At 70.8% G+C, this 22334-nt stretch carries 21 protein-coding genes; 18 read left to right on the plus strand and 3 right to left on the minus strand.

From position 1 onward, the window contains the following. Window positions 1-73: 73 nt before the first annotated feature. The 13 genes from AC07DO_RS25225 to AC07DO_RS25285 all read left to right on the plus strand — a co-directional run bounded on the left by AC07DO_RS25225 (window position 74) and on the right by AC07DO_RS25285 (window position 12808). Window positions 74-1027, plus strand: coding sequence for a helix-turn-helix transcriptional regulator (locus AC07DO_RS25225; protein WP_479062821.1), 954 nt, complete (start codon window positions 74-76; stop codon window positions 1025-1027). A gap of 16 nt (window positions 1028-1043) precedes the next feature. Further along, window positions 1044-2039: a helix-turn-helix transcriptional regulator gene (locus AC07DO_RS25230; RefSeq protein ID WP_479062822.1), complete on the plus strand. Its 996-nt coding sequence runs from the start codon at window positions 1044-1046 to the stop codon at window positions 2037-2039. Window positions 2040-2050: 11 nt separating this feature from the next. Continuing rightward, the gene (locus tag AC07DO_RS25235; RefSeq protein WP_479063251.1) at window positions 2051-2317 is read left to right on the plus strand and encodes a hypothetical protein; all 267 of its coding nucleotides are present in this window, start codon (window positions 2051-2053) and stop codon (window positions 2315-2317) included. Between the two features lie 9 nt (window positions 2318-2326). Continuing rightward, on the plus strand, window positions 2327-2524 hold the full coding sequence (locus AC07DO_RS25240; protein WP_150219633.1) for a hypothetical protein: 198 nt from the start codon (window positions 2327-2329) through the stop codon (window positions 2522-2524). Between the two features lie 209 nt (window positions 2525-2733). Beyond that, the gene (gene tatA / locus AC07DO_RS25245) at window positions 2734-3018 is read left to right on the plus strand and encodes a Sec-independent protein translocase subunit TatA (protein ID WP_150165866.1); all 285 of its coding nucleotides are present in this window, start codon (window positions 2734-2736) and stop codon (window positions 3016-3018) included. Between the two features lie 95 nt (window positions 3019-3113). Beyond that, entirely contained in the window at window positions 3114-4007 is an 894-nt protein-coding gene (gene tatC / locus AC07DO_RS25250) for a twin-arginine translocase subunit TatC (RefSeq protein WP_479063253.1), read from the plus strand. 43 nt (window positions 4008-4050) lie between these two features. Beyond that, the gene (locus AC07DO_RS25255) at window positions 4051-4938 is read left to right on the plus strand and encodes a diacylglycerol kinase (RefSeq protein ID WP_479062823.1); all 888 of its coding nucleotides are present in this window, start codon (window positions 4051-4053) and stop codon (window positions 4936-4938) included. 95 nt (window positions 4939-5033) lie between these two features. Continuing rightward, on the plus strand, window positions 5034-7844 hold the full coding sequence (locus AC07DO_RS25260) for a DEAD/DEAH box helicase (RefSeq protein WP_479062824.1): 2811 nt from the start codon (window positions 5034-5036) through the stop codon (window positions 7842-7844). 354 nt (window positions 7845-8198) lie between these two features. Then, complete coding sequence (locus tag AC07DO_RS25265; protein WP_479062825.1) at window positions 8199-9851, plus strand: sensor histidine kinase; 1653 nt, start codon at window positions 8199-8201, stop codon at window positions 9849-9851. After that, complete coding sequence (locus tag AC07DO_RS25270) at window positions 9848-10255, plus strand: roadblock/LC7 domain-containing protein (RefSeq protein WP_055556816.1); 408 nt, start codon at window positions 9848-9850, stop codon at window positions 10253-10255. The genes AC07DO_RS25265 and AC07DO_RS25270 overlap by 4 nt, the downstream gene beginning before the upstream one ends. Continuing rightward, entirely contained in the window at window positions 10252-10662 is a 411-nt protein-coding gene (locus AC07DO_RS25275; protein WP_479062827.1) for a DUF742 domain-containing protein, read from the plus strand. Before AC07DO_RS25270 ends, AC07DO_RS25275 begins: the two co-directional genes overlap by 4 nt. Beyond that, a complete protein-coding gene (locus tag AC07DO_RS25280; RefSeq protein WP_479062829.1) occupies window positions 10643-11266 on the plus strand; it encodes a GTP-binding protein in 624 nt (207 codons plus the stop codon). The genes AC07DO_RS25275 and AC07DO_RS25280 overlap by 20 nt, the downstream gene beginning before the upstream one ends. A gap of 60 nt (window positions 11267-11326) precedes the next feature. Beyond that, on the plus strand, window positions 11327-12808 hold the full coding sequence (locus AC07DO_RS25285; RefSeq protein ID WP_479062831.1) for a cytochrome P450: 1482 nt from the start codon (window positions 11327-11329) through the stop codon (window positions 12806-12808). Window positions 12809-12825: 17 nt separating this feature from the next. Here the strand turns inward: AC07DO_RS25285 and AC07DO_RS25290 are convergent, their stop codons facing one another. Further along, a complete protein-coding gene (locus tag AC07DO_RS25290; RefSeq protein WP_479062833.1) occupies window positions 12826-13770 on the minus strand; it encodes an RluA family pseudouridine synthase in 945 nt (314 codons plus the stop codon). Between the two features lie 180 nt (window positions 13771-13950). On the opposite strand from AC07DO_RS25290, the gene AC07DO_RS25295 reads away from it, so the two are divergent. After that, window positions 13951-14550 carry a GNAT family N-acetyltransferase gene (locus AC07DO_RS25295; protein ID WP_479062835.1) on the plus strand — a complete coding sequence of 200 codons (600 nt, stop codon included), beginning with the start codon at window positions 13951-13953 and terminating at the stop codon, window positions 14548-14550. A gap of 136 nt (window positions 14551-14686) precedes the next feature. On the opposite strand, the gene AC07DO_RS25300 is transcribed toward AC07DO_RS25295, so the two are convergent. Together AC07DO_RS25300 and AC07DO_RS25305 are read right to left on the minus strand one after the other, a co-directional pair. Continuing rightward, entirely contained in the window at window positions 14687-15523 is an 837-nt protein-coding gene (locus AC07DO_RS25300) for a siderophore-interacting protein (RefSeq protein ID WP_479062837.1), read from the minus strand. A gap of 52 nt (window positions 15524-15575) precedes the next feature. Next, window positions 15576-16481, minus strand: coding sequence for a 5'-3' exonuclease (locus AC07DO_RS25305; protein ID WP_479062839.1), 906 nt, complete (start codon window positions 16479-16481; stop codon window positions 15576-15578). A 297-nt stretch (window positions 16482-16778) separates the two neighbouring features. On the opposite strand from AC07DO_RS25305, the gene AC07DO_RS25310 reads away from it, so the two are divergent. From AC07DO_RS25310 to AC07DO_RS25325, 4 genes are all read left to right on the plus strand, one after another. Beyond that, window positions 16779-17888 (plus strand): quaternary amine ABC transporter ATP-binding protein, encoded by a 1110-nt coding sequence (locus AC07DO_RS25310; RefSeq protein ID WP_479062841.1) that lies wholly within the window; start codon window positions 16779-16781, stop codon window positions 17886-17888. Then, window positions 17881-20490, plus strand: a complete 2610-nt coding sequence (locus AC07DO_RS25315) for an ABC transporter permease/substrate binding protein (protein ID WP_479062843.1) — start codon at window positions 17881-17883, stop codon at window positions 20488-20490. The genes AC07DO_RS25310 and AC07DO_RS25315 overlap by 8 nt, the downstream gene beginning before the upstream one ends. Before the next feature lie 165 nt (window positions 20491-20655). Then, window positions 20656-21645: a hypothetical protein gene (locus AC07DO_RS25320; protein WP_479062844.1), complete on the plus strand. Its 990-nt coding sequence runs from the start codon at window positions 20656-20658 to the stop codon at window positions 21643-21645. 105 nt (window positions 21646-21750) lie between these two features. Then, window positions 21751-22326, plus strand: coding sequence for a helix-turn-helix domain-containing protein (locus AC07DO_RS25325; protein WP_479062845.1), 576 nt, complete (start codon window positions 21751-21753; stop codon window positions 22324-22326). Window positions 22327-22334 lie beyond the last annotated feature (8 nt).

A 22334-nucleotide genomic window follows, 5' to 3' on the forward strand; every position in this document is an offset into this window, starting at 1 on the left:
TTTTGCCCGGACACCCCGGGGCGGTACGGTCATCGGTCGGAAGCACAATCTGAACAGCCGAGAAAGGGCGTCGATGGCCATTGCCAAGGCCGAGCGGCTGATGAACCTTGCGCTGTGCCTGCTCGGGACCCGGCGGCCGCTCAGCAAGCGGGAGCTGCGTGAGTCGATCGAGGCCTATCTGGAGGCGGGGTCCGACGACAGCTTCAACCGGATGTTCGAGCGCGACAAGGACGATCTGCGCGAGCTCGGTCTGGTCATCGAGACCGTGGAGAACCTCGAGGGGGAGGTCGGCTACCTCGCCCGCCGCGACAGCAACCGCCTGCCCGCCATCACCCTGGACGCCGAGGAGGCCGCGGCGCTCGGCCTGGCCGCGAAGGTCTGGCAGCAGGCCCGCCTCGCCGGCGCCGCCAGCGGCGCCCTGCAGAAGCTGCGCGCCGCCGGACTGCCCGAGGACGTCGACCCGTACGGGGGGCACGGCGCCCTGGAGCCTCGGATCCCCGCGCACGAGGCGTCCTTCGAGCCGTTGATGCTCGCCTGCCGGGACCGTCGTCCCGTCGTCTTCGACTACCGCAAGGCCACCGCGGCCCGGCCCGAGCAGCGCCACGTCGAGCCGTGGGCCCTGGAGTGCTGGCGCGGCCACTGGTACCTGGCGGGCTGGGACAGGGACCGGGGCGCCGAGCGCGTGTTCCGGCTCTCCCGCATCACCGGGAAGGTGCGGGCCCGCGCGGGGAAGTACACCGCCGACGTCCCGGACGTCGTCACGGTCCGCGAGACCGTCGCGAGCTGGGCGGGGGAGACCGCCGACCGCACCGCCCTGATCCGGCTGCGCACGGACGCCGGCTACCCGCTGCGCGCCAAGGCCGTCGCGGCGCGGAAGGGCGACGACGGGTGGGACGAGTTGGAGATTCCGTACGGCCACGGCCTCGACGCGTGGCTGGTGGAGTTCGGGCCCGATGTGGTGGTCCTCGAGCCCGCCGAGCTGCGGGCCGACGTCGTGGACCGGCTGCGTGCCGTGGCCAAGGGCTGAGGGGGAGCGGAGAGCAATGGCCTCGAACGCCATCGACCAGACGCGGCGGATGCTGTCGCTGGTGACCTATCTGCGTGAGCGCCCCGGAGCGCACGTCGGCGACGTCGCCCGTGCCTTCGGGATCACCACGGACGAGCTGATCTCCGACCTCGACGTGCTGCCGCTGTGCGGCACCAGCTTCCGCGGCGGTGACCTCCTGGACATCGACACCGACGGCGACCGCATCTGGTGGCACAACCCCGACGACGTGGCGGCGCCGCTGCGGCTCGCCGCCGACGAGGCGACCGCCCTGCTGGTGGCGGCCCGCGCCGTGTCCACACTGCCCGGCCTGCGCGAGAGCGACCGCCTCGCGCTGCTGCGCGCCACCGCGAAGCTGGAGACCGCGGCCGGTGAGGCGGCGGGCGCCAGCTCCCGACTTTCGGTGACGTTCGAGTCCGAGGGCGGCGTCTTCGCCGACGTCGACCGGGCCATCTCCGAGCGGCGCAGGCTCTGGATCCGCTACTACTCGCCGGCGCGCGACGAACTCACCGAGCGGGAGATCGACCCGATCCGGCTGGTGAGCGTCGGCCACACCTACGTAGAGGCGTGGTGCCGCCGCTCCGAGGCCAGGCGCACCTTCCGCCTGGACCGGGTCGCCGAGATCAAGATCCTGGACGAGCCGTCCGCGCCGCCCGAGGTGGAGCTGCGCGACCTCTCCGAAGGACTGGTGCAGCCCGCCGCCGAAGACCCCGAGGTCGTCGTCGAGGTCGGCCCCGGCGGCCGCTGGGTCGCCGAGTACTACCCGCACGACAGCGCCGAGGAGCTGCCTGACGGCGGCCTGCGGATCACGTTGCGCACGCCGGACCCCACCTCGCTGCGGCGGCTCGCGCTGCGGCTCGGCAGGGACGGGCGGATCGTGTCCCCGGCCCAGCTCGCCGACAGTGCGCGGGAGGCGGCCCGCGAGGCCCTCGACGCGTACGAGCGGGAACCGGCGGCGTACGAGGAACACGACGGTCAGGAGGCGGGGCGTTGAGCACACCGACGATGTCCGGACTTCCGGGGGTGCCGTCGCAGCCGCGGCCGGCCGCCGCCCCCGTCCTCTTCACGGCCGCCTGCCCCGACTGCCGTGCCCGCTTCGAGCTGTCCGCGGGCGCGCTGCGTCTCGCGATCGGCGCGAGCGCCCGCACCACCTTCTACTCGTTCACGTGCCCGGAGTGCGAGGCCGCGGTGCGCAAGCCCGCGGGGGAGCGGATCGTCGAACTCCTCACCGGTGGTGGGGTGCGGACGCTGCGCCTGCACTCGACCGTCTAGGCTCGGCGCATGTTCTGGGCGATGCTCGCGATCGCGGCGGGCTTCTTGGGCCTCGCCGTCCTCGGCGTACTGGCGATCAAGGTGTTTGTGGAGGCACAGCGTCTGGCTCGTCAAGTGACCGAGACCACACGGCAGATCAACCGGGCGGCGGAGGACCTGGAGAGGGCAGCGGCCGGTGTGGCCCGTGCGGGCCGCGGGGCTCTTTAGCGTCCGCGGCCTGTCAACTCCCCGAGGTGGACGGGTACGCTGCGAATACGGCCCGGGATCGAGGCGGGGGCCGTACTCGGAGTATGCGCGGGGATTGCCGAGCGTTTACCCCGGGGGGTTACGATCGCTGCCAGCGCGGGAGATCGGATATATGTCCGGTCTGCCGAGCAACCAGACTCCTGTCGCCTCGGTGAAGAAGGTAAACAGCTATGGGTAGGCTCGGCCCCACCGAGATCATCCTCATCCTCGTCGTCATCGTCCTGCTCTTCGGTGCCAAGAAGCTGCCCGACATGGCGCGCTCCCTCGGCAAGTCGGCCCGCATCCTCAAGAGCGAGGCCAAGGCCATGAAGTCCGAGAGCAAGGACGACACCGCCGCTCCGGCCGACCCGCCGAGCGACCCGGCCGTCCAGAAGCGCACGATTCAGGCTGCCCCCGGCGACGTGACCAGCTCGCGCCCGGTCACCGAGCCGACCGACCGTACGACGCAGCGCTGATCCAAGGCCGGCGCCGACGGCCGGCCTGCCGCACGAGATGAGGACGTGGGTTGCTCAAGTCTGCCCGCAAGAAGGAGAAGGACCCCGAGGGGCGGATGTCCCTCGCGGAGCACCTTCGCGAGCTCCGCAACCGGCTCGCCAAGGGGCTCCTCGCCATCACGGTCGTGTCGATCGTGGCGGCGTTCTACAGCCAGGAGCTGATGGAGTTCCTGGCTGATCCCGTGCCGCGCTGCGAGCCGGGCATGAAGCAGACCGGTGGCCACTGCGCGACCGTGACCTTCAACGACCTGCTCTCGCCCTTCACCACCACGGTGAAGGTCAGCCTCATGGTCGGCATAATCGTCTCCAGCCCGGTCTGGCTGTACCAGCTGTGGGCGTTCGTCGCGCCGGGACTGCACAAGAACGAGCGCAAGTACACGTACTGGTTCGTCTCCGCCGCCGTGCCGCTCTTCTTCGGAGGCGCCTGGCTGGCCTACACGATCCTCCCCGTCAGCATGCGCGTCCTGCTCGGCATCACGCCCGACGGCGCGGCGAACCTGCTGCCGATGGACAAGATCCTCGACTTCACCGTCAGGATGGTCCTCGTCTTCGGTGCCTCGTTCGAGCTCCCGCTGCTCCTTGTGATGCTGAACATGACGGGCGTGGTGACCGGCCGCCGCATGCTCACCTGGTGGCGCGGCGTCGTCATGGGTGTCTTCATCTTCGGCGCGGTGGCGACCCCGACGACCGACCCGGTCGGCATGATCGCGCTCGCGGGCCCGATCGTCGTCCTGTACTTCATCGCGGTCGGCATCTCGTTCCTCAACGACAAGCGCCGCCGTCGCAACGACCCCGACGCCGAGCTCGACGACGACGAGGCGTCCGACCTCGACCTGACACCGCAGGCCGTCGGCGACGTCGAGTCGGTGCGGCCGCCCCGGGCGCTGCCCGAGCAGGCGGGCACCGGGCGGAGCGACCAGCGGGTGAACGGTTTCGACGACGTGACCTGATCTTGTAGGGTCCTCCCTCACACTCCGTCCGGGGGGACCCCTAGTGACCAGCGACATCACCCTCTTCGTCAATCCCACCGCGGGCCGCGGCCGGGGCGCTCACGCGGCGCAGCCGGCCGCTTCCGCTCTGCGGGCCCGGGGCTTCTCCGTGCGAACGGTCATCGGTGAGGACGCCCCCGACGCGCTGCGGCGGGCCCGTGCGGCCGTCGAGGGCGGCACGGGGGCGCTCATAGCCGTCGGCGGCGACGGCATGGTGAGCCTCGCGCTGCAGGCGGTCGCCGGGACGCGCACCCCGCTGGGCGTGATCGCCGTGGGGACCGGCAACGACTTCGCGCGGGCCCTCGGCCTGCCCGTGCGCGAGCCCGCCGCCGCCGGGCAGCTCGTCGCCGAGGCGTTGAAGGGGGCACGCGCGCGTGACGTCGACCTGGGGAGGGTCGGCGGGACGTGGTTCGGGACCGTGCTCGCCTCCGGCTTCGACTCGCGGGTCAACGACCGCGGCAACCGGATGCGGTGGCCCACCGGGCGCTTCAAGTACGACCTGGCGATGGTCGCGGAGCTGGCGGCGTTCCGCCCGATCCCGTACCGCATCACGCTGGACGGCGGCGTCCACGAGGTCGAGGCCACGCTCGTCGCGGTCGGCAACGGAACGTCGTACGGCGGCGGCATGCGGATCTGCGCCGGGGCCGACATGAGCGACGGTCTTTTCGATGTCACCGTGGTCGGCGACTGCAGCCGGACGACGCTCCTCAAGGTCTTCCCGCGGGTCTACAGGGGAACGCACCTCGACCATCCGAAGGTCAGCGTGCACCGCGCGGCCCGGGTCGAGCTGGCCGCACCCGGCATCACGGGCTACGCGGACGGGGAACCGCTCGGCGCGCTGCCGCTGACCGCGGAGTGCGTGCCGGGAGCCGTGCGCGTCCTCGGGCCGTGAGCGCCGCGGCGCACGCCGTGTGAGCTGGCACGTTCCGCCCCCGTTTCAATAATGATCGTCCGTTGTCAGTGGTGGCCGGTAGTCTCGAAAGCACGATGACAGAGGACCTCTCACCGGCCGAGCGGTACGCGGCGGCGCGCAAGCGCGCTGCCGAGCAGGCCACCGCACTCGCGTCCTTCCGCGAGATGTACGAATTCGGCCTCGACCCCTTTCAGATCGAGGCGTGCCAGGCGCTGGAGGCGGGCAAGGGCGTGCTCGTGGCCGCCCCCACGGGCTCGGGCAAGACGATCGTCGGCGAGTTCGCCGTGCACCTCGCCCTGCTGCAGGGCAAGAAGTGTTTCTACACCACGCCGATCAAGGCGCTCTCCAACCAGAAGTACTCCGACCTCGCCAAGCGGTACGGCGCGGACAAGGTCGGCCTGCTCACCGGCGACAACAGCGTCAACAGCGACGCCCCGGTGGTCGTCATGACCACCGAAGTCCTGCGGAACATGCTGTATTCGGGCTCTCAGTCGCTGCTGAACCTCGGCTATGTGGTCATGGACGAGGTGCACTACCTCTCCGACCGCTTCCGCGGCGCCGTCTGGGAGGAAGTGATCATCCACCTCCAGGAGTCGGTGACGCTGGTCTCCCTGTCGGCCACGGTGTCGAACGCCGAGGAGTTCGGCGACTGGCTCGACACGGTCCGCGGCGACACCGAGGTGATCGTCTCCGAGCACCGGCCCGTGCCGCTGTTCCAGCACGTGCTCGCCGGGCGCCGGATGTACGACCTCTTCGAGGAGGGCGAGGGCCGGCGGAAGGCGGTCAACCCCGACCTGACACGCATGGCGCGGATGGAGGCCAGCCGGTCGTACAACCCGCGCGACCGCCGCAAGGGCAAGATGGTCCGCGAGGCCGACCGCGAGCGGGAGCGCCGGCAGCGGTCGCGGATCTGGACGCCGGGCCGGCCCGAGGTCATCGAGCGGCTCGACGCCGAGGGTCTGCTGCCCGCCATCACGTTCATCTTCAGCCGGGCCGCCTGCGAGGCCGCGGTCCAGCAGTGTCTGTACGCGGGGCTCAGGCTGAACGACGACGAGGCGCGGATGACGGTCCGCGGGATCGTCGAGGAGCGCACGTCCTCGATCCCGAACGAGGACCTCCACGTCCTTGGCTACTACGAATGGCTGGAGGGCCTGGAGCGCGGCATCGCGGCGCACCACGCGGGCATGCTGCCGACCTTCAAGGAGGTCGTCGAGGAGCTGTTCGTGCGCGGCCTGGTCAAGGCCGTCTTCGCCACCGAGACCCTCGCGCTGGGCATCAACATGCCTGCCCGCAGTGTGGTGTTGGAGAAGCTCGTCAAGTGGAACGGCGAGCAGCACGCCGACATCACCCCGGGTGAGTACACGCAGTTGACGGGCCGTGCCGGGCGTCGTGGCATCGACGTGGAGGGGCACGCGGTGGTGCTCTGGCAGCGCGCCATGAGCCCCGAGCATCTGGCGGGCCTCGCGGGCACGCGCACGTATCCGCTGCGGTCCAGCTTCAAGCCGTCGTACAACATGGCGGTGAACCTGGTCGAGCAGTTCGGGCGGCACCGTTCGCGCGAGCTCCTGGAGACGTCGTTCGCGCAGTTCCAGGCCGACAAGTCGGTCGTCGGCATCTCCCGGCAGGTGCAGAAGAACGAAGCAGGCCTCGAGGGCTACAAGGCCTCCATGACCTGCCACTTGGGCGACTTCGACGAGTACGCGCGACTGCGCCGCGAGTTGAAGGACCGGGAGAACGAGCTCGCCAAGCAGGGCGCGGCCCAGCGCAGGGCCGCCGCTGCCGCCGCTCTGGAGAAGCTGAAGCCGGGGGACGTCATCCACGTGCCCACGGGGAAGTACGCGGGCCTGGCGCTCGTCCTCGACCCGGGGCTGCCCGCGGGGCGGGCCAACGGCCACCGCGGGTTCGACCACGTCGACGGGCCGCGCCCGCTGGTCCTCACGGCCGAGCGGCAGGTCAAGCGGCTCGCGGCCATGGACTTCCCGGTGCCGGTCGAGGTGCTCGAGCGGATGCGCATTCCGAAGTCGTTCAACGCGCGCTCCCCGCAGTCCCGCAGGGATCTGGCGTCCGCGCTGCGCACCAAGGCCGGGCACATCGTCCCGGAACGGCACCGCAAGGGCCGCGCGACGGCCGCCGACGACCAGGAGATCGCCCGCCTGCGCGCGGAGCTGCGCGCGCACCCCTGCCACGGCTGCGACGAGCGCGAGGACCACGCGCGCTGGGCCGAGCGGTACCACCGCCTCAAGCGCGACACCTCGCAGCTGGAGCGCCGCATCGAGGGGCGTACGAACACGATCGCCCGCACCTTCGACCGGATCGTCGCGCTCCTGACCGAGCTCGACTATCTGCGGGGCGACGAGGTCACCGAGCACGGCAAGCGGCTCGCCCGGTTGTACGGGGAGCTGGATCTGCTGGCCAGTGAGTGCCTGCGGGCCGGCGTGTGGGAGGGGCTCAGCCCGGCCGAACTGGCCGCGTGCGTCTCGGCGTTGGTGTACGAGTCGCGGGTCGGGGACGACGCGCTGGCTCCCAAGGTGCCGTCCGGCGCGGCGAAGGCGGCGCTCGGCGAGATGGTGCGCATCTGGGGCCGTCTCGACGGTCTTGAGGAAGAGTTCAAGATCAGTCAGACGGAGGGCGTCGGCCAGCGGGAGCCCGACCTCGGCTTCGCCTGGGCTGCGTACATGTGGGCCAACGACAAGGGCCTTGACGAGGTGCTGCGCGAGGCGGAGATGCCGGCCGGTGACTTCGTGCGCTGGTGCAAGCAGGTCATCGACGTCCTCGGGCAGATCTCGGCCGCGGCTCCCCGCGAGGGCAGCACGGTCGCGAAGAACGCCCGCAAGGCCGTCGATCAGCTCCTGCGGGGTGTGGTGGCGTACAGCTCGGTGGGCTGAGTCCGGCCCCTGCCGCGCCACGGGCGCGTTCCTCGACCAAGTCGGTCGTGGGGCGCGCCCGTTCGGCGTTCACGACGTTTTCGAGGCGTCACTCCATGTGTTCGAACAGTCGCCAGCTGTGCAAAAGGGCAGAGTGTATGCCTCCCGGCGGGCCCTCTGCAGAGGGTTGCCGAATATGACTCGACGATGATTCCGGCGGACTAAGCTCGCCCGGAGCGCGGCGAGTTGAACGAGTTGCGACTGATTCGCGCGCTTGTTCCCAAAACTTTCGATCGTACGTTTCGTCATCCCCCCTATGTTCTGTCGTTCCCCCAGACGTCACATCCCCCCAAGACGAGTGTTCAGAGGGCATACATGGTGAGTGTTCAATCGCCTCCCGGTGGCCGAGAAGTCCCTTACGCGCGCGTGTTGTTGCTGCCCGCCATGCTGATGGCGGCGGCGACCGGAGCCGCCGTCGCCTCGGTCGCACCGCCGGCCCGGCCCGCCGTCACCTGGTGCGGCGCCGTCGCGACCCTCATGGTCATCGCGGTCGGCGCCGAAGCGGTGCGCCGCGGCCGGACCATCCGGGGGCAGCGCACGCAGTACGCACAGCGGCTCGCCTTCCTCGAACGGCGCATCGCATCCCACGACGACGAGACCGTGCGCCTGGGCAGGGAGCTCCTGCCCGACGCGCTCTGGCGGCTGCGGCAGGGCGAATCGCCCGCGGAAGTCATCCGCAACGTCGTCGACAAGAACGAGGTCTACAGCGAACTCCCCGCATCGCAGCGCGACTTGCTGCGCTCCGTCCTCGAAATGCTGGACCGCGAGGAAGCGATGCGTGAATCCGCGCAGCGCGCCTTCGTGAACATCGCCCGGCGCGTCCAGTCGATCGTCCACCAGCAGGCCGCTGAACTCCGCGAGATGGAGGAGTTCCACGGACGCAACCCCGAGGTCTTCGACGACCTGCTGCGCATCGACCACGGCACCGCGCTGATCGGCAGGCTCGCCGACTCCATCGCGGTGCTCGGCGGCGCGCGCCCGGGCCGCCAGTGGCCCAAGCCCGTACCGCTGTTCAGCGTGCTGCGCGGCGCGATGTCCCGCATCCTCGACTACCCGCGCGTGGAACTGCACTCGATCGCCGACGTCGCGATCCTCGGCACCTCCGTCGAACCGCTCATCCACGCCTGTGCCGAACTCCTCGACAACGCCACCCGGTACTCGCCCCCGCAGACCAAGGTGCACGTCACCGCCGTCGAGGTGCAGACCGGCATCGCCGTCGAGATCGAGGACGGCGGCGTCAGCCTCAGCGAGGAGGCGCGGACCCGTGCCGAACGCATGCTGGCGCAGGCCCAGGCCGGCATCGACCTCAACGACCTCGGTGAGACGCCCCGCCTCGGCATGGCCGTCGTGGGCCGCCTCTCGCAGATGTACAACCTCCAGGTCTCCCTGCGGCAGTCCGCCTACGGCGGGGTCCGCGCGGTGCTCATCGTGCCGCGCGAAATGATGACCACCGGGCCCGCGCCCGGCCTCGCGCACGGCATCGGCGCCTCCGCCGTGCCCCGCGTCGACAACAGCGGCCGCACCATCGAGGAGCCGGCCCGCAACATCCGCCGCAAGAAGCCCCGCGTCGTCACCGCGGGCCCGCCGCTGCGCTCCCCGCTCACCGCGACCATGGAGGACGACGTCCCCGAGGTCACCGAATGGACGGACGGCGGCCTGCCGCAGCGCCGCAGCCGCGTCAAGATCTCCCTCGCCGAGCGGTACGCCCAGGAGGCCGAGGCCCAGCGCGTCGCCGAGGCCCACGCCGCGGCCACCGCACCGCCCCCCGCGGCGCCCAAGCGGGAGGAACCCGAACCGGGCCTGTGGATCGAGGCGTTCATGAAGGGCGTCAAGGGCGACCCGGCCGAACCCGACCCGCTGCCCCCGCACGCGGCCACCGCGGAGGGAACCGCCGCGGACGGCTCCCACCCTCCGCGAGGAACGACCCAGAACAACCACGGCAGCGCCGACGAGAGGGACTGGCAGTGATCCAGCAACGCGCCAACTTCGACTGGATGCTGAAGGAGCTCGCCGACGGAGTGCCGCAGACCAGGCAGATCGTGGTGCTCTCGGCGGACGGTCTGCGCATCGCGCGCTACGGCGGCGACCCCGACGCGGCCGACCGCATCGCCGCGGCCTGCGCCGGCCTGCAGAGCCTGGCCGCGGCCGTCGCCACCGAGATCCCGCACAGCGACGGCGGCATGAAGATGGTCATCATCGAGATCAACGGCGGCTACTTCTACCTGATGGCCGCGGGCGCGGGCGCCTACCTCGCCGTGCTCGCCGACGAGACCGTCGACGCGGGCCTCATCGGCACCCGCATGCGTGACCTCGTCGTACGCATCGGGGCGCACCTGACCAGCCCGCCCCGGCGTGACGGGCAGGCCGTATGACTCCTCCGCAAGACTCCCCACGCGGCCCGCAACAGGGCGATGTCCCGCCGCCGGGCGAACCTCCCCAACGGGAACGGCGCAGCCCCGAGAACCCCGAGCGGCTGTACATCCTCACGGGCGAGGACTCCGAGCGCGCACCGCTCGACCTCGTCACCCTGATCGTCGCGCAGGGCGAGGCGTCCCCGATGGCGCAGCCGGAACACTCGGCGGTCCTGAGGCTGTGCACGACGCCGCTGTCCGTCGCCGAGCTGTCGGCCTACATGTCGCTGCCGTTCTCCGTCGTCACCGTCGTCCTGACGGAGTTACTCGCGACCGACCTGGTGCAGGCGCGCGCCCCCGTCGTCCGCTCCGCGCTCCCCGACCGATCCCTCCTCGAAGCGGTGATGCATGGACTTCAGAAACTCTAGGAACACGGACACCATCACCGGGCCCCGCAGCGAGGACGTCCTGCCGCACACGGCCGCGGCCGCCGTGAAGGTCGTGATCGTGGGCGGGTTCGGGGTCGGCAAGACGACGATGGTCGGGTCGGTGAGCGAGATCCGCCCGCTGACCACCGAGGAGACGATGACCCAGGCGGGCATCGGCGTGGACGACAACTACGGCTCCGAATCCAAGACGGCCACCACCGTGGCGATGGACTTCGGCCGCATCAGCATCTCCGAGGAACTCGTCCTCTACCTCTTCGGGACCCCCGGCCAGGAACGCTTCTGGTTCCTGTGGAACGGCCTCTTCGAGGGCGCGCTCGGCGCGGTCGTGCTCATCGACACCCGCCGCCTGGAGGTCAGCTTCGACGTCATCGGCCGCCTGGAGGAGCGCGGCGTGCCGTTCGTCGTCGCCGTCAACGACTTCCCGGACGCGCCCCACCACCCGGTCGAGACCCTGCGCAGGGCCCTCGACCTGGAGACGATCGTGCCGATCATGGCGTGCGACGCCCGCCGCAAGGAATCGAGCCGGGACGTCCTGATGACCCTGATGCGCTACCTCCACTCCCTGACCGTGGCCCGCGTCTGACGTGCCCCCGCCCGTACCCAGCCACCCGCACCCCCCTCAGCGAAATCCGGAGCGACGACCGTGACGACCCCTCCCCCTTCCCCCTGGGCCGGCACCGACGACCTCGGTGCCGCACCGCCCGGCTGCCCCGCCCACGGCCTGGGCCCCGGCGGTCTGCGCCGCATCTACGGCCCCGAGGCGGACGCCGACCTCGCGGGCCTGTACGAGAAGCTGCGCGCCGAGCACGGCCCGGTCGCGCCCGTGCTGATCCACAACGACGTGCCGATGTGGGTGGTGCTCGGCCACAGCGAGAACCTCCACATGGTCCGCACCCCCTCGCAGTACACCCGCGACTCGCGCAGCTGGCGGGCCGTGCAGGACGGCAGCGCGGGCCTCGACCACCCGCTCGCACCCGTCTTCACCTGGCAGCCGATGTGCAGCTTCGTCGAGGGCGACGAGCACCAGCGGCTGCGCGGCGCGGTCACCGGCGCCATGTCCGGCATCGACCACCGGGGCATCCGCCGCTACATCAACCGCTATACGAACCACCTGCTCAACGACTTCTGTCAGGACGGCCGCGCCGACCTCGTCAGCCAGTTCGCCGAGCACCTGCCGATGATGGTGATGTGCCACGTCCTCGGCATGCCCGAGGAGTACAACGAACGGATGGTGCAGTCCGCCCGCGACATGATCAAGGGCACCGAGACCGCCATCGCGAGCAACGCGTACGTGATGGAGGTCCTGATGGGGCTGGTGGCGCGGCGCCGCGCCAACCTGGAGGAGGACTTCACCAGCAGCCTCATCGCCCATCCCGCACAGCTCACCGACGACGAGGTCGCCGCGCACCTGCGGCTGGTGCTCATCGCCGCGTACGAGGCCACCGCCAACCTCATCGCGAACGTCGTGCGGATGGTCCTCACCGACCCGCGCTTCAGGGCGCAGCTCAGCGGCGGGCAGATGACGGTTCCCGAGGCGGTCGAGCAGTCCCTGTGGGACGAGCCGCCGTTCAGCGCGATGGTCGGCTACTTCGCGAAGCAGGACACCCAGCTCGGCGGTCAGCGCATCCGTGCGGGCGACGGCCTGATCCTGGGCATCGCGCCGGGCAACGTCGACCCGGTCGTCCGGCCCGACCTCGCCGCCAACATGCAGGGCAACCGCTCGCACCTCGCGTTCAGCGGCGGGCCGCACGAGTGCCCGGGGCAGGACATCGGCCGCGCCATCGCCGACACGGGCGTCGACGCGCTCCTGATGCGCCTGCCGGACGTCGAACTCTCCATCGACGAGCGGGATCTGCGGTGGACGTCGTCGATCATGTCGCGGCACCTCGTGGAGCTGCCGGTCAAGTTCGCGCCGCGCCCGCCGCAGGACGTCACGGCCCGGCCGTCGGCGCAGCTGCCGCCCCAGCGCAGGGACTGGCAGGTGTCGTCCCCGGCACCGCGTCCTGCGGCGCCCGCCGCTCCGGCCGCCCCGCCGTCGTCGGTGTCGGCTCCGGCCACGGCTCCCGAGGCCGTTCGCCCCAAGGGCGCGTGGCAGCGCTTCCTCGTCTGGTGGCGCGGCTACTGACGGTTCCGCGGTGACGGCTACCGCGCCCAGGTGTCGTACGCCTCCCAGGCGCCCAGTGTCCGCCCGCTGGTGAAGCGGTGGACGGCACCCGTGACCGGGTCCGTGAACTCCAGGACACGCGCCAGGAGTTGCAGGGGCCGCCGGAAGTCACCCGGCTCCCCGGGCCCGGCCACGACCGGATAGACGGGGTCGCCGAGGATCGGCAGGCCCAACGCGTTCATGTGGACGCGGAGTTGGTGGGTGCGGCCGGTGAGCGGGGTCAGGCGGTAGCGGCCGAGGCCGGCGCGGTGCTCGACGAGTTCGACGCGGCTCTCGCTGTTGGGCTCGGCGCCCGCCACCTCGTACGCGGCGATGATCCCGCGCTCCTTCACGATGTGGCTGCGGACGGTGCGGGGGAGCGGCACGTCCGGGTCGTACGGGGCCACGGCCTCGTACTCCTTGTGCACGCGGCGGTCCCGGAACAGGGTTTGGTACGCGCCGCGTTCCTCGGGCCGCACCGTGAACAGGAGCAGTCCGGCGGTCAGCCGGTCCAGGCGGTGGGCGGCGCCGAGTGTCGGGATGCCGAGTTCCGTGCGGAGCCGGGCGAGGGCGGTCTGGGTGACGTGGCTGCCGCGGGGCATCGTCGCGAGGAAGTGCGGTTTGTCCACGACGACGATGTGCTCGTCGCGGTGGACGACGTCGAGGGCGAAGGGGACCGGCACCTCGGCGGGCAGGTCCCGGTGGAACCAGACGGAGGCGCCCGGCCGGTACGGGGTGTCCGGGGTCACCGGTTCGCCGTCCGCGCCGACGATCCGGCCGTCCCGCACCATCGCGTCGACGACGCCGGGCCCGACCGGGAGCCGCTCCACCAGATGGGCGCGCACGGTCGGCCACGCCCCGTCGGCCGGCAGGGCGACCCGGACGGGGTCGATGCCGTCGCGCTGGGGGAGCGGGGCGGGCGGAAGGCGGCGCTTGCGTCTCATCAGGGGGTCAGCGTACGGGGCGTCGCAGGTCACGGGGGCCGTGGGCGGAGGCCGCCGGGGTGTTCGCCGATCTTCTGGGGCGGGCGTGTGTGCGGGGCGCGCGGGTTCGGGTCCCACAGGCTCATGTGCGCCCCGGAAAACCACTGCCGTCACCCGTGTCCCCGCTGACACGATGCGCCCATGCCCTTCAAGATCTCCGACATCGTCGCGGCCGGTACGCTCGCCCGCCGCACGCAGCCGTCGCTCCCTGCCCCCGGCGGCCTGCTCGTTCGCCCCTGGTCGATCGCCGACGTGCCCGCGGTGTACGAGGCGTTCCAGGACCCCGTGATACAGCGCTGGCACGCGCGGGTGGCCGATTCCGAGAGCGAGGTGCGCGGCTGGATAGAGGGCTGGCAGAAGGCGTGGGCGGACGAGCGCGACGCGTACTGGGCGATCGCCGACGCCGGGACCGACGAGGTCGTGGGCAGGGTCGCGCTGCGCTGCATCGTGCTCGCCGACGGTCAGGCGGAGGTCGCGTACTGGACGATGCCGTCGGCCCGCGGCCGCGGTGTCGCCCCCCGCGCCGTCGAGGCGCTCTCGGCGTGGGCGTTCGAAGAGGTGGGCCTGCACCGCCTGGAGTTGACCCACTCGACGGCGAACGAGGCGTCGTGCCGTGTGGCCCTGAAGACGGGTTTCGCGGCGGAGGGCACGAAGCGCAGCGCACTGCTGCACGAGGACGGCTGGCACGACATGCATTTGCATGCGCGGATCAGGGGTGAGGGGGCGGGCGCGTCGGGGTGAGGCCGCCGTGCGGGGGACGTCCGAGGCACGGGGATTCTTCGGCCGACCCGGACGCCCCTGCGGCTTCGAGGTGAGGTCTATTCGCGGGCGGTGACGCGGGCGGTGACGTGGACGAGCGCGTCACCCTCCCCGTGTCTCAGGCCGCCTTCTCCTGCTCCGCCTCCACCTGCGCGTTCCACTCCCGCTTCGATGCCTGCCAGCCGTCCTCGTTGTGACCGAGGCGCCAGTAGCCGGAGATGGACAGGCGCTCGCGGGGGATCTCGCGTTCCACGCGCAGGTAGCGGCGGAGCTCCTTCACGAAGCCTGCCTCGCCGTGGACAAAGGCCTGCACCTCGCCCGGCGGGAACTCCAGCGAGCGGACGGCCTCGACGAGGAGCTCACCGACCGGGCGGTCGCCGCGGTGCAGCCAGGTGATCTCCGCGTCCGAGGCGATCTTCTGCTCTTCGTCCGGGCCCTCGACCTCGATGAAGATGCGGGCGACCGCACCCTTGGGCAGCGCCTCCGCCGCCGCGGCGACGGCGGGCAGTGCGCTCTCGTCGCCGGCCAGGAGGTGCCAGTCGCTCTCCGGGGCGGGGGCGTACGCCCCGCCGGGGCCGAGGAAGCGCACCGTGGCGCCCGGCTGCACGTCGCGGGCCCACGGGCCGGCGAGGCCCTCGTCGCCGTGGATCACGAAGTCGAGGGCGAGCTCGCGGGCCTCCGGGTCCCACGAGCGCACCGTGTACGTGCGGGTGACCGGCCACTGGTCGCGCGGGAACTCCTCGCGGATCCGCTGCATGTCGAAGGGCTCGGGGTAGGTGACGCCCGCCACGTCGAAGAGCAGCTTCACATAGTGATCGGTGCACTCGCCGGCCGTGAACGCGGCGAGGCCCTCGCCGCCGAGAACGACTCGCTGCATGTGCGGGGTCAGCCGCTCCGTGCGGACGACCTGCGCGACATGGGCCTTCGGTGCTTTGCGTGCCGGACGTTCTGCCATGGCGACGGCCTCCCCTGATCCACAATTACTTAGGCTTACCTAAGCTAACACCTCAGGGGTTGAGGACGGAGAGCAGTCGCTGCAGCGAGCCGCCCAGGCCCCAGCGGGCCGCCAGTTCGTCGAGGGCGGCGGGGTCGTGGGGCGTGCTCGGGAGGGCGAGGTTCACGGGCGGCAGGGGGACGTCGTCCGCCACGCGTACGACCTTCGGCGCGACCGCCACGTACGCGCGCGACTCGTCGAGCCGCCTGCGCTGCGACGGGGTGAGCTTCGACTTCGGGTCGTCGACCGCGGCCATGATCCCGGCCAGGTCACCGAAGGCGTCCAGGAGCTTGGCCGCCGTCTTCTCGCCGATGCCGGGGACGCCCGGCAGCCCGTCGCTCGGGTCACCGCGCAGCAGCGCCAGGTCGACATAGCCCGGTCCGTCCACGCCGTACTTCTCGCGCAGCCACGCCTCGTCCGTCGTCTGGAGGGTGCCGACGCCTTTGAGGGGATAGAGGACGCGGACACCGCGCTCGTCGTCGACCAGCTGGTAGAGGTCGCGGTCGCCGGTGACGATGTCGACGGGGCCGGTGGCGCGCGCCGTGAACGTGCCGATCACGTCGTCCGCCTCGTACGCCTCGACGCCCACGCGCGCGATGCCGAGCGCGTCGAGCACCTCCTCGATGACGGGCACCTGCGGCGAGAGGGTGTCCGGGATCTCCTCGGCGTCCGCGCCGCTCTCGACCTCCTCGGCGACGCGGTGCGCCTTGTACGAGGGGATGAGCTCGACCCGCCAGTGCGGGCGCCAGTCGGCGTCCATGCAGGCGACCAGTTCGTCCGGCCGGTGGTCCTGGACGAGCCGCGTGATGAAGTCGAGCAGCCCGCGCACGGCGTTGACCGGAGTGCCGTCCGGGGCCTTCACGGACTCCGGGACTCCGAAGTACGCCCTGAAGTAGAGGGAAGCCGTGTCGAGAAGCATGAGCCGTCGTGTTCGCTGAGTCACATCGCGCATCATGCCGCACGGCACCGACAGTGCGAACGTGCTGCGTACGACGGTGTGGCCGCGTTGCGTATCGCGCCTCACCGTGCCCACAGCGCAACGGCTGTGACGTGAGTCACTCCTCGGTTTGGTTCGGATAAGCGTGGGCAGGTGCGCACCCGGAGCGGACCCGGTCGCATATTCAACTTTTCGATCGGTAAGCGGGCAGACCTCGTGCCGCTCCACGGCCCGCCGGCGGGGGAGGCGGGCCGTCTTGGTTCGACCCGAGAGGTGTATGTGTCCAGGCTGCAGGCCGAGCACTTGTACAAGGTGTTCGGCAGACGACCCGATGACGCGGTGGAGCAACTCCGCCACGGAGCCGACCGAGAGGAGCTGCGCGCCAACGGCACCACCGCTGCCGTCATCGACGCGTCCTTCGAGGTCGAGCCGGGCCAGATCTTCGTCGTCATGGGTCTCTCCGGATCCGGCAAGTCCACGTTGTTGCGCATGCTCAACGGACTGTCGGAGCCGACGGCCGGCCATGTCCGCTTCGACGGTCAGGATCTGACCGAGCTGAGCGCCCGCGAGATGCGGGAGGTGCGTTCCAAGAAGATCAGCATGGTCTTCCAGCACTTCGCGCTCTTCCCGCACCGCAGTGTCCTGGAGAACGCCGGTTACGGCCTCGAGGTGCAGGGCGTGCCCCGCGCCGAGCGCGAGAAGCGCGCCACCGAGGCGCTGGAGCTCGCGGGCCTCAAGGGCTGGGAGAAGTCCTGGCCCGACGAGCTGTCCGGCGGCATGCAGCAGCGCGTGGGCCTCGCCCGCGCGCTCGCCACCGACGCCGACCTGCTCCTCATGGACGAGTCGTTCAGCGCGCTCGACCCGCTGATCCGGCGCGACATGCAGGACCAGCTCCTCGTGCTCCAGAAGCGGCTGAAGAAGACCATCGTCTTCATCACCCACGACCTCAACGAGGCCATGCGCCTGGGCGACCAGATCGCCGTCATGCGCGACGGCCGCATCGTCCAGATCGGCAACTCCGAGGACATCCTGGTCACCCCGGCCAACGACTACGTCGCCGCGTTCACGCAGGACGTCGACCGCTCCCGCGTACTGACGGCGGGCGCGATCATGGCCGACCCCGACAAGGACTTCGTCCGGGCCGACGCACCCGCGACGGTCGCCGAGGACACTCCGATCATCGAGCTGTTCACGCCCTGCTCCACCAGCGAGACGCCGGTCGCCGTGACCGACGCCGACGGCGAGCTCGTCGGCGTCGTGCCGCGCGCCAGGCTGCTCGCCGTGCTCGGCGAGCCGATGAAGGAACCGGCTTCCATACCCGCCCAGGCCGAGGGCGACGCCCAGGACAAGGGCGGCAAGAACGCGGGCAAGGTGAGCAGCGGTGCCTAGGATTCCTTTCGGCGACTGGGTCAATGACTCGGTCGAGTGGCTGAGAACCCACATGGACTGGCTGTTCTCGTTCATCAAGACGATCTTCCAGAACATGTGGGACGGCGTCTTCGACGTCCTCTCGGGGCCCGAGCCGCTGCTGATGGCGGGCATCCTCGCCGTCATCGCGTTCTGGCTGCGCGGCCTGCTCGGCGGCGTCCTCGCCTTCGCCGGCTTCGCCTTCATCGTGTCCCTGGAGCTGTGGGACAACGCGATGATGACGCTGGCCCTGGTGCTCGTCTCGACCTTCGTGGCGCTGGTCATCGCCGTGCCCGTGGGCATCTGGGCGGCCCGCTCCAAGACGGTCAGCGGCATCGTCCGCCCGGTCCTCGACTTCATGCAGACGCTGCCCGCGATGATCTACCTCATCCCGGCGCTGCTCTTCTTCCGCATGGGTGCCCCCGCGGGCATCGTCGCCACGATCGTCTTCGCGCTCGCCCCCGGTGTCCGCATGACCGAGCTCGGCATCCGGCAGGTCGACAAGGAGCTGGTCGAGGCCGCCGACGCGTTCGGCACCACGCCCCGCAACACCCTGTTCCGCGTCCAGCTGCCGCTCGCGCTCCCGACGATCATGGCCGGTGTCAACCAGGTCATCATGCTCGGCCTCTCCATGGCGGCGCTGACCGGCATGGTCGGCACCCCGGGTCTCGGCGCGGACGTCAACGCGGCCATCGGCCAGCTCGACGTCGGTCTCGGCGCGGAGGCGGGCGTCTCCATCGTCATCCTCGCCATCTACCTGGACCGCGTCACCAGCGGTCTGGGCGGCCAGGTCTCGCCGCTCGGCCGTCGCGCGCTCGCCAAGCTGCGGGCAGCGCAGGGCCTGAACATCTGGAACTACCGCCCCCGGCCGGTCGTCGCGATGGTCGGCGTCGTCGTCCTCGCGCTCGTCGCGGGCGGCATGAGCATCTTCGGCGGCACCAAGTCCGAGCCCGTGGCCGACTCCGACAACGTCGGCCAGGGCAAGGAAATCAACATCGGCTACATCAACTGGGACGAGGGCATCGCCTCCACCTTCCTCTGGAAGGAGATCCTGGAGCAGCGCGGCTTCAAGGTGAACGCCAGCCTCCTCGACGCGGGCCCGCTCTACACCTCGCTCGCCCAGGGCGACGTCGACTTCCAGACGGACGCGTGGCTGCCGACGACGCACGCCACGTACATGAAGAAGTACGGCAAGCAGCTGGAGGACCTCGGCGCCTGGTACGACCAGACGTCCCTGGAGCTGACCGTCCCGTCGTACATGAAGGACGTGAACTCGCTCGCCGACCTGAAGGGCAAGGGCGGCACGTTCGACGGGAAGATCACCGGCATCGAGCCGAGCGCCGGTGAGATGCAGCTCCTGAAGAGCAAGATCCTCAAGGAGTACGGCCTCGACAAGGAGTACAAGGTCGTCGACGGCTCCACCACCGCGATGCTGTCCGAGCTGAAGGCGGCGTACGCGAAGAAGGAGCCGATCGTCGTCCCGCTGTGGTCGCCGCACTGGGCGTACAACGACTTCGACCTGAAGAAGCTCAAGGACCCGAAGGGTGCCTGGGGCAAGGGCGACGGCGTGCACTCGCTGGCGCGCAAGGGCTTCTCGAAGGAGAACCCGCAGGTCGCCAAGTGGCTCAAGAACTTCTCGATGGACGAGAAGCAGCTCACCAGCCTTGAAGCGGAGATCAACAAGGCCGGCAAGGGCAAGCAGCAGGACGCCGTGCGCGCCTGGCTGAAGAGGAACCCGAAGGTCGTCGACAAGGTCGCCCCGCTGCCGAAGAACTCCGGCGGCGAGGAGAAGAAGCGCCCGCTGAAGGCCGCGTACTTCGCCTGGGACGAGAACGTCGCCGTCACCAACCTGTGGAAGCGCGTCCTGGAGAAGCGCGGCTACAAGATGGAGCTGACGCCTGCGGACGTCGGCCCGGCCTACACCGGTCTCGCGCAGGGTGACCTCGACCTCAACCTGGACGCCTGGCTGCCGACCGCGCAGAAGACGTACTGGGACAAGAACAAGGCCAACCTGAAGGACCTCGGTTCCTGGTACAGCCCGACCTCCCTCGAAGTCGCCGTCCCGTCCTACGTCAAGGACGTGAAGTCGCTCGAGGACCTCAAGGGCAAGGGCGACAAGTTCAAGGGCAAGATCATCGGCATCGAGCCGGGCACCGGCGTGATGCAGGCCCTCAAGGACAAGGTCCTGCCGGGCTACGGCCTCGAGGACGAGTACGAGATCGCCGCGGGCTCGACCCCCGCGATGCTCTCCGAGCTGAAGACCGCGTACGCGAAGAAGGAGCCGATCGCGGTTCTGCTCTGGTCGCCGCACTGGGCGTACAGCGAGTACGACCTGACGAAGCTGAAGGACCCCAAGGGCGGCTTCGGCAAGGGCAACACGATCCGGTCGCTCTCCAGCAAGGACTTCCCGAACCAGTACCCGCAGCTCACGAAGTGGCTCAAGAACTTCAAGATGAGCGAGAAGGAACTGGCGAGCCTGGAGAACGAGATCAACAAGGCGGGCAAGAACAACGAGCCCGAGGCCGTCGACGCCTGGCTGAAGAAGAACCCGGGCTTCGAGGAGAAGATGACGGCCGTGAAGTAGCCGGCTGTGAAGTGACGGCCGTGCAGGGGCCGCACGCCGCCGCACTCCTGGGGGTGGGCCTCGCCTTGTGGCGAAGCCCACCCCCTCCGGCGTTCCCGCGGGGCCGTCGAGTCCCTACGCTCGACCGGACCCCCGTCTCGAACATCTGAACGTGAGAATCCGCCCGTGAACGCAAGGCAGCCCAGGGCCGCGCTCTTCGTCGCGGCCGCCGCACCGGCCCTGGTCGCCGCCCTGCTCGTCGCGCAGCTCGCGCGGGCCGACGCCGCCCCCGCCTCCGCGGGCACCGCCCGCCTGGCCGCCCTGGCCGAGGACGTGACCGCCGCCGACGGCCACCGCTACGACGCACGCGACCACACCGGCCGCACCATGGACGCCGCGCAGATCGCGCAGGCCCAGGACGGCACCTACCTCGCCGTCTACCACACCCTCCTGCCCGACGGCCGCTTCCACGCGGCCGTCGCCACCTCCGCCGACCTGCGCCACTGGCACCGCCGCCACGACTTCGGCCCCGGCACCCACCAGGCCTCGCTCGCCTCCGACGGCCGCGGGGGATACGTCCTCGCGTACGAGAAGGACCCGCGCAACCACATCGCCGTACGCGCGTACGCGGACCTGACCGCGCTCCTCGACGGACGCGCCCACCGCGCCTACGACGCACCGCTGACCCTCTCCCGCTGCGCCGAGGGCACCCCCAGCATCACCGCCGTCCGCGGCGCCACCATCCACCTCACCGGGCACTACCGCGCGGGCTGTGACACCGACCGCCAGCTGCGCGCCACCCTCACCGGCTTCCGCCACTGGCACGCCGAGCCCGACCGCCGCCTGGACCGCGCCGTGCACGCGTGGGGCAACGGCGGCAACATCGGCGACCGGGCGCCCCTGCGGCTCGGCGGACAGCCCGTGGTCCTCATCGAGGGGCAGGGGCGGCGAGGCGACTTCGGCAGCTGGAGCACGTACGCGTACGACCCCTCAAGTGGCCGCGCCGACCGCCTCGACATCCGGACGCACGGCGGCAGCCACGCCTTCGCCAACCCCTCCGCGACCCTGCTCACCGACCCGCGCGGCCAACCCGCCCTGCTCCTCAGTGTGTTCGTGCCGACCGAGGGTTCCGCCCCCGGCGAGTCCGGACAACTGCTCTACTGGCACGAGCTGTAGAAGGCGGTCTCGGCAACGGGGCAAAACCGTTTGGCGAACATGCGTAGGGTGCAGAAAACCCCTCAGGGTTGAGAGCGGGCCGACGCGCTGAAGGGAGTCGAGGCGATGGACGAGCACAAGGAGACGCTCCGGGTGGGCTCGGCCGTGCGGCGGCGCCGCCGGCAGCTGGAGCTCACCCTCGCGGTCGTCGCCGAGCGCAGCGGCCTCTCCGTGCCCTTCCTCAGCCAGATCGAGAACGAGCGGGCCCGGCCCAGCATGCGCTCGCTGCAGCGCGTCGCCGACGCCCTGTGCACCACCGACGTGGAGCTCCTGGCCGCCGCCGACCCCGCCCGCACCGTCGAGGTGGTGTGCGCGGGCGACGACACGGACCTGGAGGGCTCCACCCCTGATGCGCGCGTACGCGAGCTGACCCGCGGCCACCACCAGCTGCACGCCCTGGAATTCATCGGCGACCACGACGAGGGACGCGAGTTCCAGCACCGCAACGACGAGCTGATGTACGTCGTCGAGGGCGCCGTGGAGATGGAGGCCGAGGGCCGGGCCTACCGCCTCGGGCGCGGCGACACGCTGTTCCTCACCGGCGGGGTGCGGCACCGCTGGCGGGCCACCGTGCCGGACACCCGGGTCCTGGTGGTCGCCGTGGGGGACCACATCGAGGCCGTGGACGACAAGGGGCGCTGACGTGTCAC

Source organism: Streptomyces sp. NPDC045678 (genome assembly GCF_056432085.1).

Coding starts and splice junctions, on each gene's coding strand:
- AC07DO_RS25325 (WP_479062845.1), top strand. CDS start 21,751: ATGGACGAGCACAAGGAGACGCTCCGGGTGGGCTCGGCCGTGCGGCGG.
- AC07DO_RS25230 (WP_479062822.1), top strand. CDS start 1,044: ATGGCCTCGAACGCCATCGACCAGACGCGGCGGATGCTGTCGCTGGTG.
- AC07DO_RS25275 (WP_479062827.1), top strand. CDS start 10,252: ATGACTCCTCCGCAAGACTCCCCACGCGGCCCGCAACAGGGCGATGTC.
- AC07DO_RS25280 (WP_479062829.1), top strand. CDS start 10,643: ATGGACTTCAGAAACTCTAGGAACACGGACACCATCACCGGGCCCCGC.
- AC07DO_RS25300 (WP_479062837.1), bottom strand. CDS start 15,523: ATGGCAGAACGTCCGGCACGCAAAGCACCGAAGGCCCATGTCGCGCAG.
- AC07DO_RS25305 (WP_479062839.1), bottom strand. CDS start 16,481: ATGCTTCTCGACACGGCTTCCCTCTACTTCAGGGCGTACTTCGGAGTC.
- tatA (WP_150165866.1), top strand. CDS start 2,734: ATGGGTAGGCTCGGCCCCACCGAGATCATCCTCATCCTCGTCGTCATC.
- AC07DO_RS25235 (WP_479063251.1), top strand. CDS start 2,051: ATGTCCGGACTTCCGGGGGTGCCGTCGCAGCCGCGGCCGGCCGCCGCC.
- AC07DO_RS25240 (WP_150219633.1), top strand. CDS start 2,327: ATGTTCTGGGCGATGCTCGCGATCGCGGCGGGCTTCTTGGGCCTCGCC.
- AC07DO_RS25260 (WP_479062824.1), top strand. CDS start 5,034: ATGACAGAGGACCTCTCACCGGCCGAGCGGTACGCGGCGGCGCGCAAG.
- tatC (WP_479063253.1), top strand. CDS start 3,114: ATGTCCCTCGCGGAGCACCTTCGCGAGCTCCGCAACCGGCTCGCCAAG.
- AC07DO_RS25295 (WP_479062835.1), top strand. CDS start 13,951: ATGCCCTTCAAGATCTCCGACATCGTCGCGGCCGGTACGCTCGCCCGC.
- AC07DO_RS25225 (WP_479062821.1), top strand. CDS start 74: ATGGCCATTGCCAAGGCCGAGCGGCTGATGAACCTTGCGCTGTGCCTG.
- AC07DO_RS25290 (WP_479062833.1), bottom strand. CDS start 13,770: ATGAGACGCAAGCGCCGCCTTCCGCCCGCCCCGCTCCCCCAGCGCGAC.
- AC07DO_RS25265 (WP_479062825.1), top strand. CDS start 8,199: ATGGTGAGTGTTCAATCGCCTCCCGGTGGCCGAGAAGTCCCTTACGCG.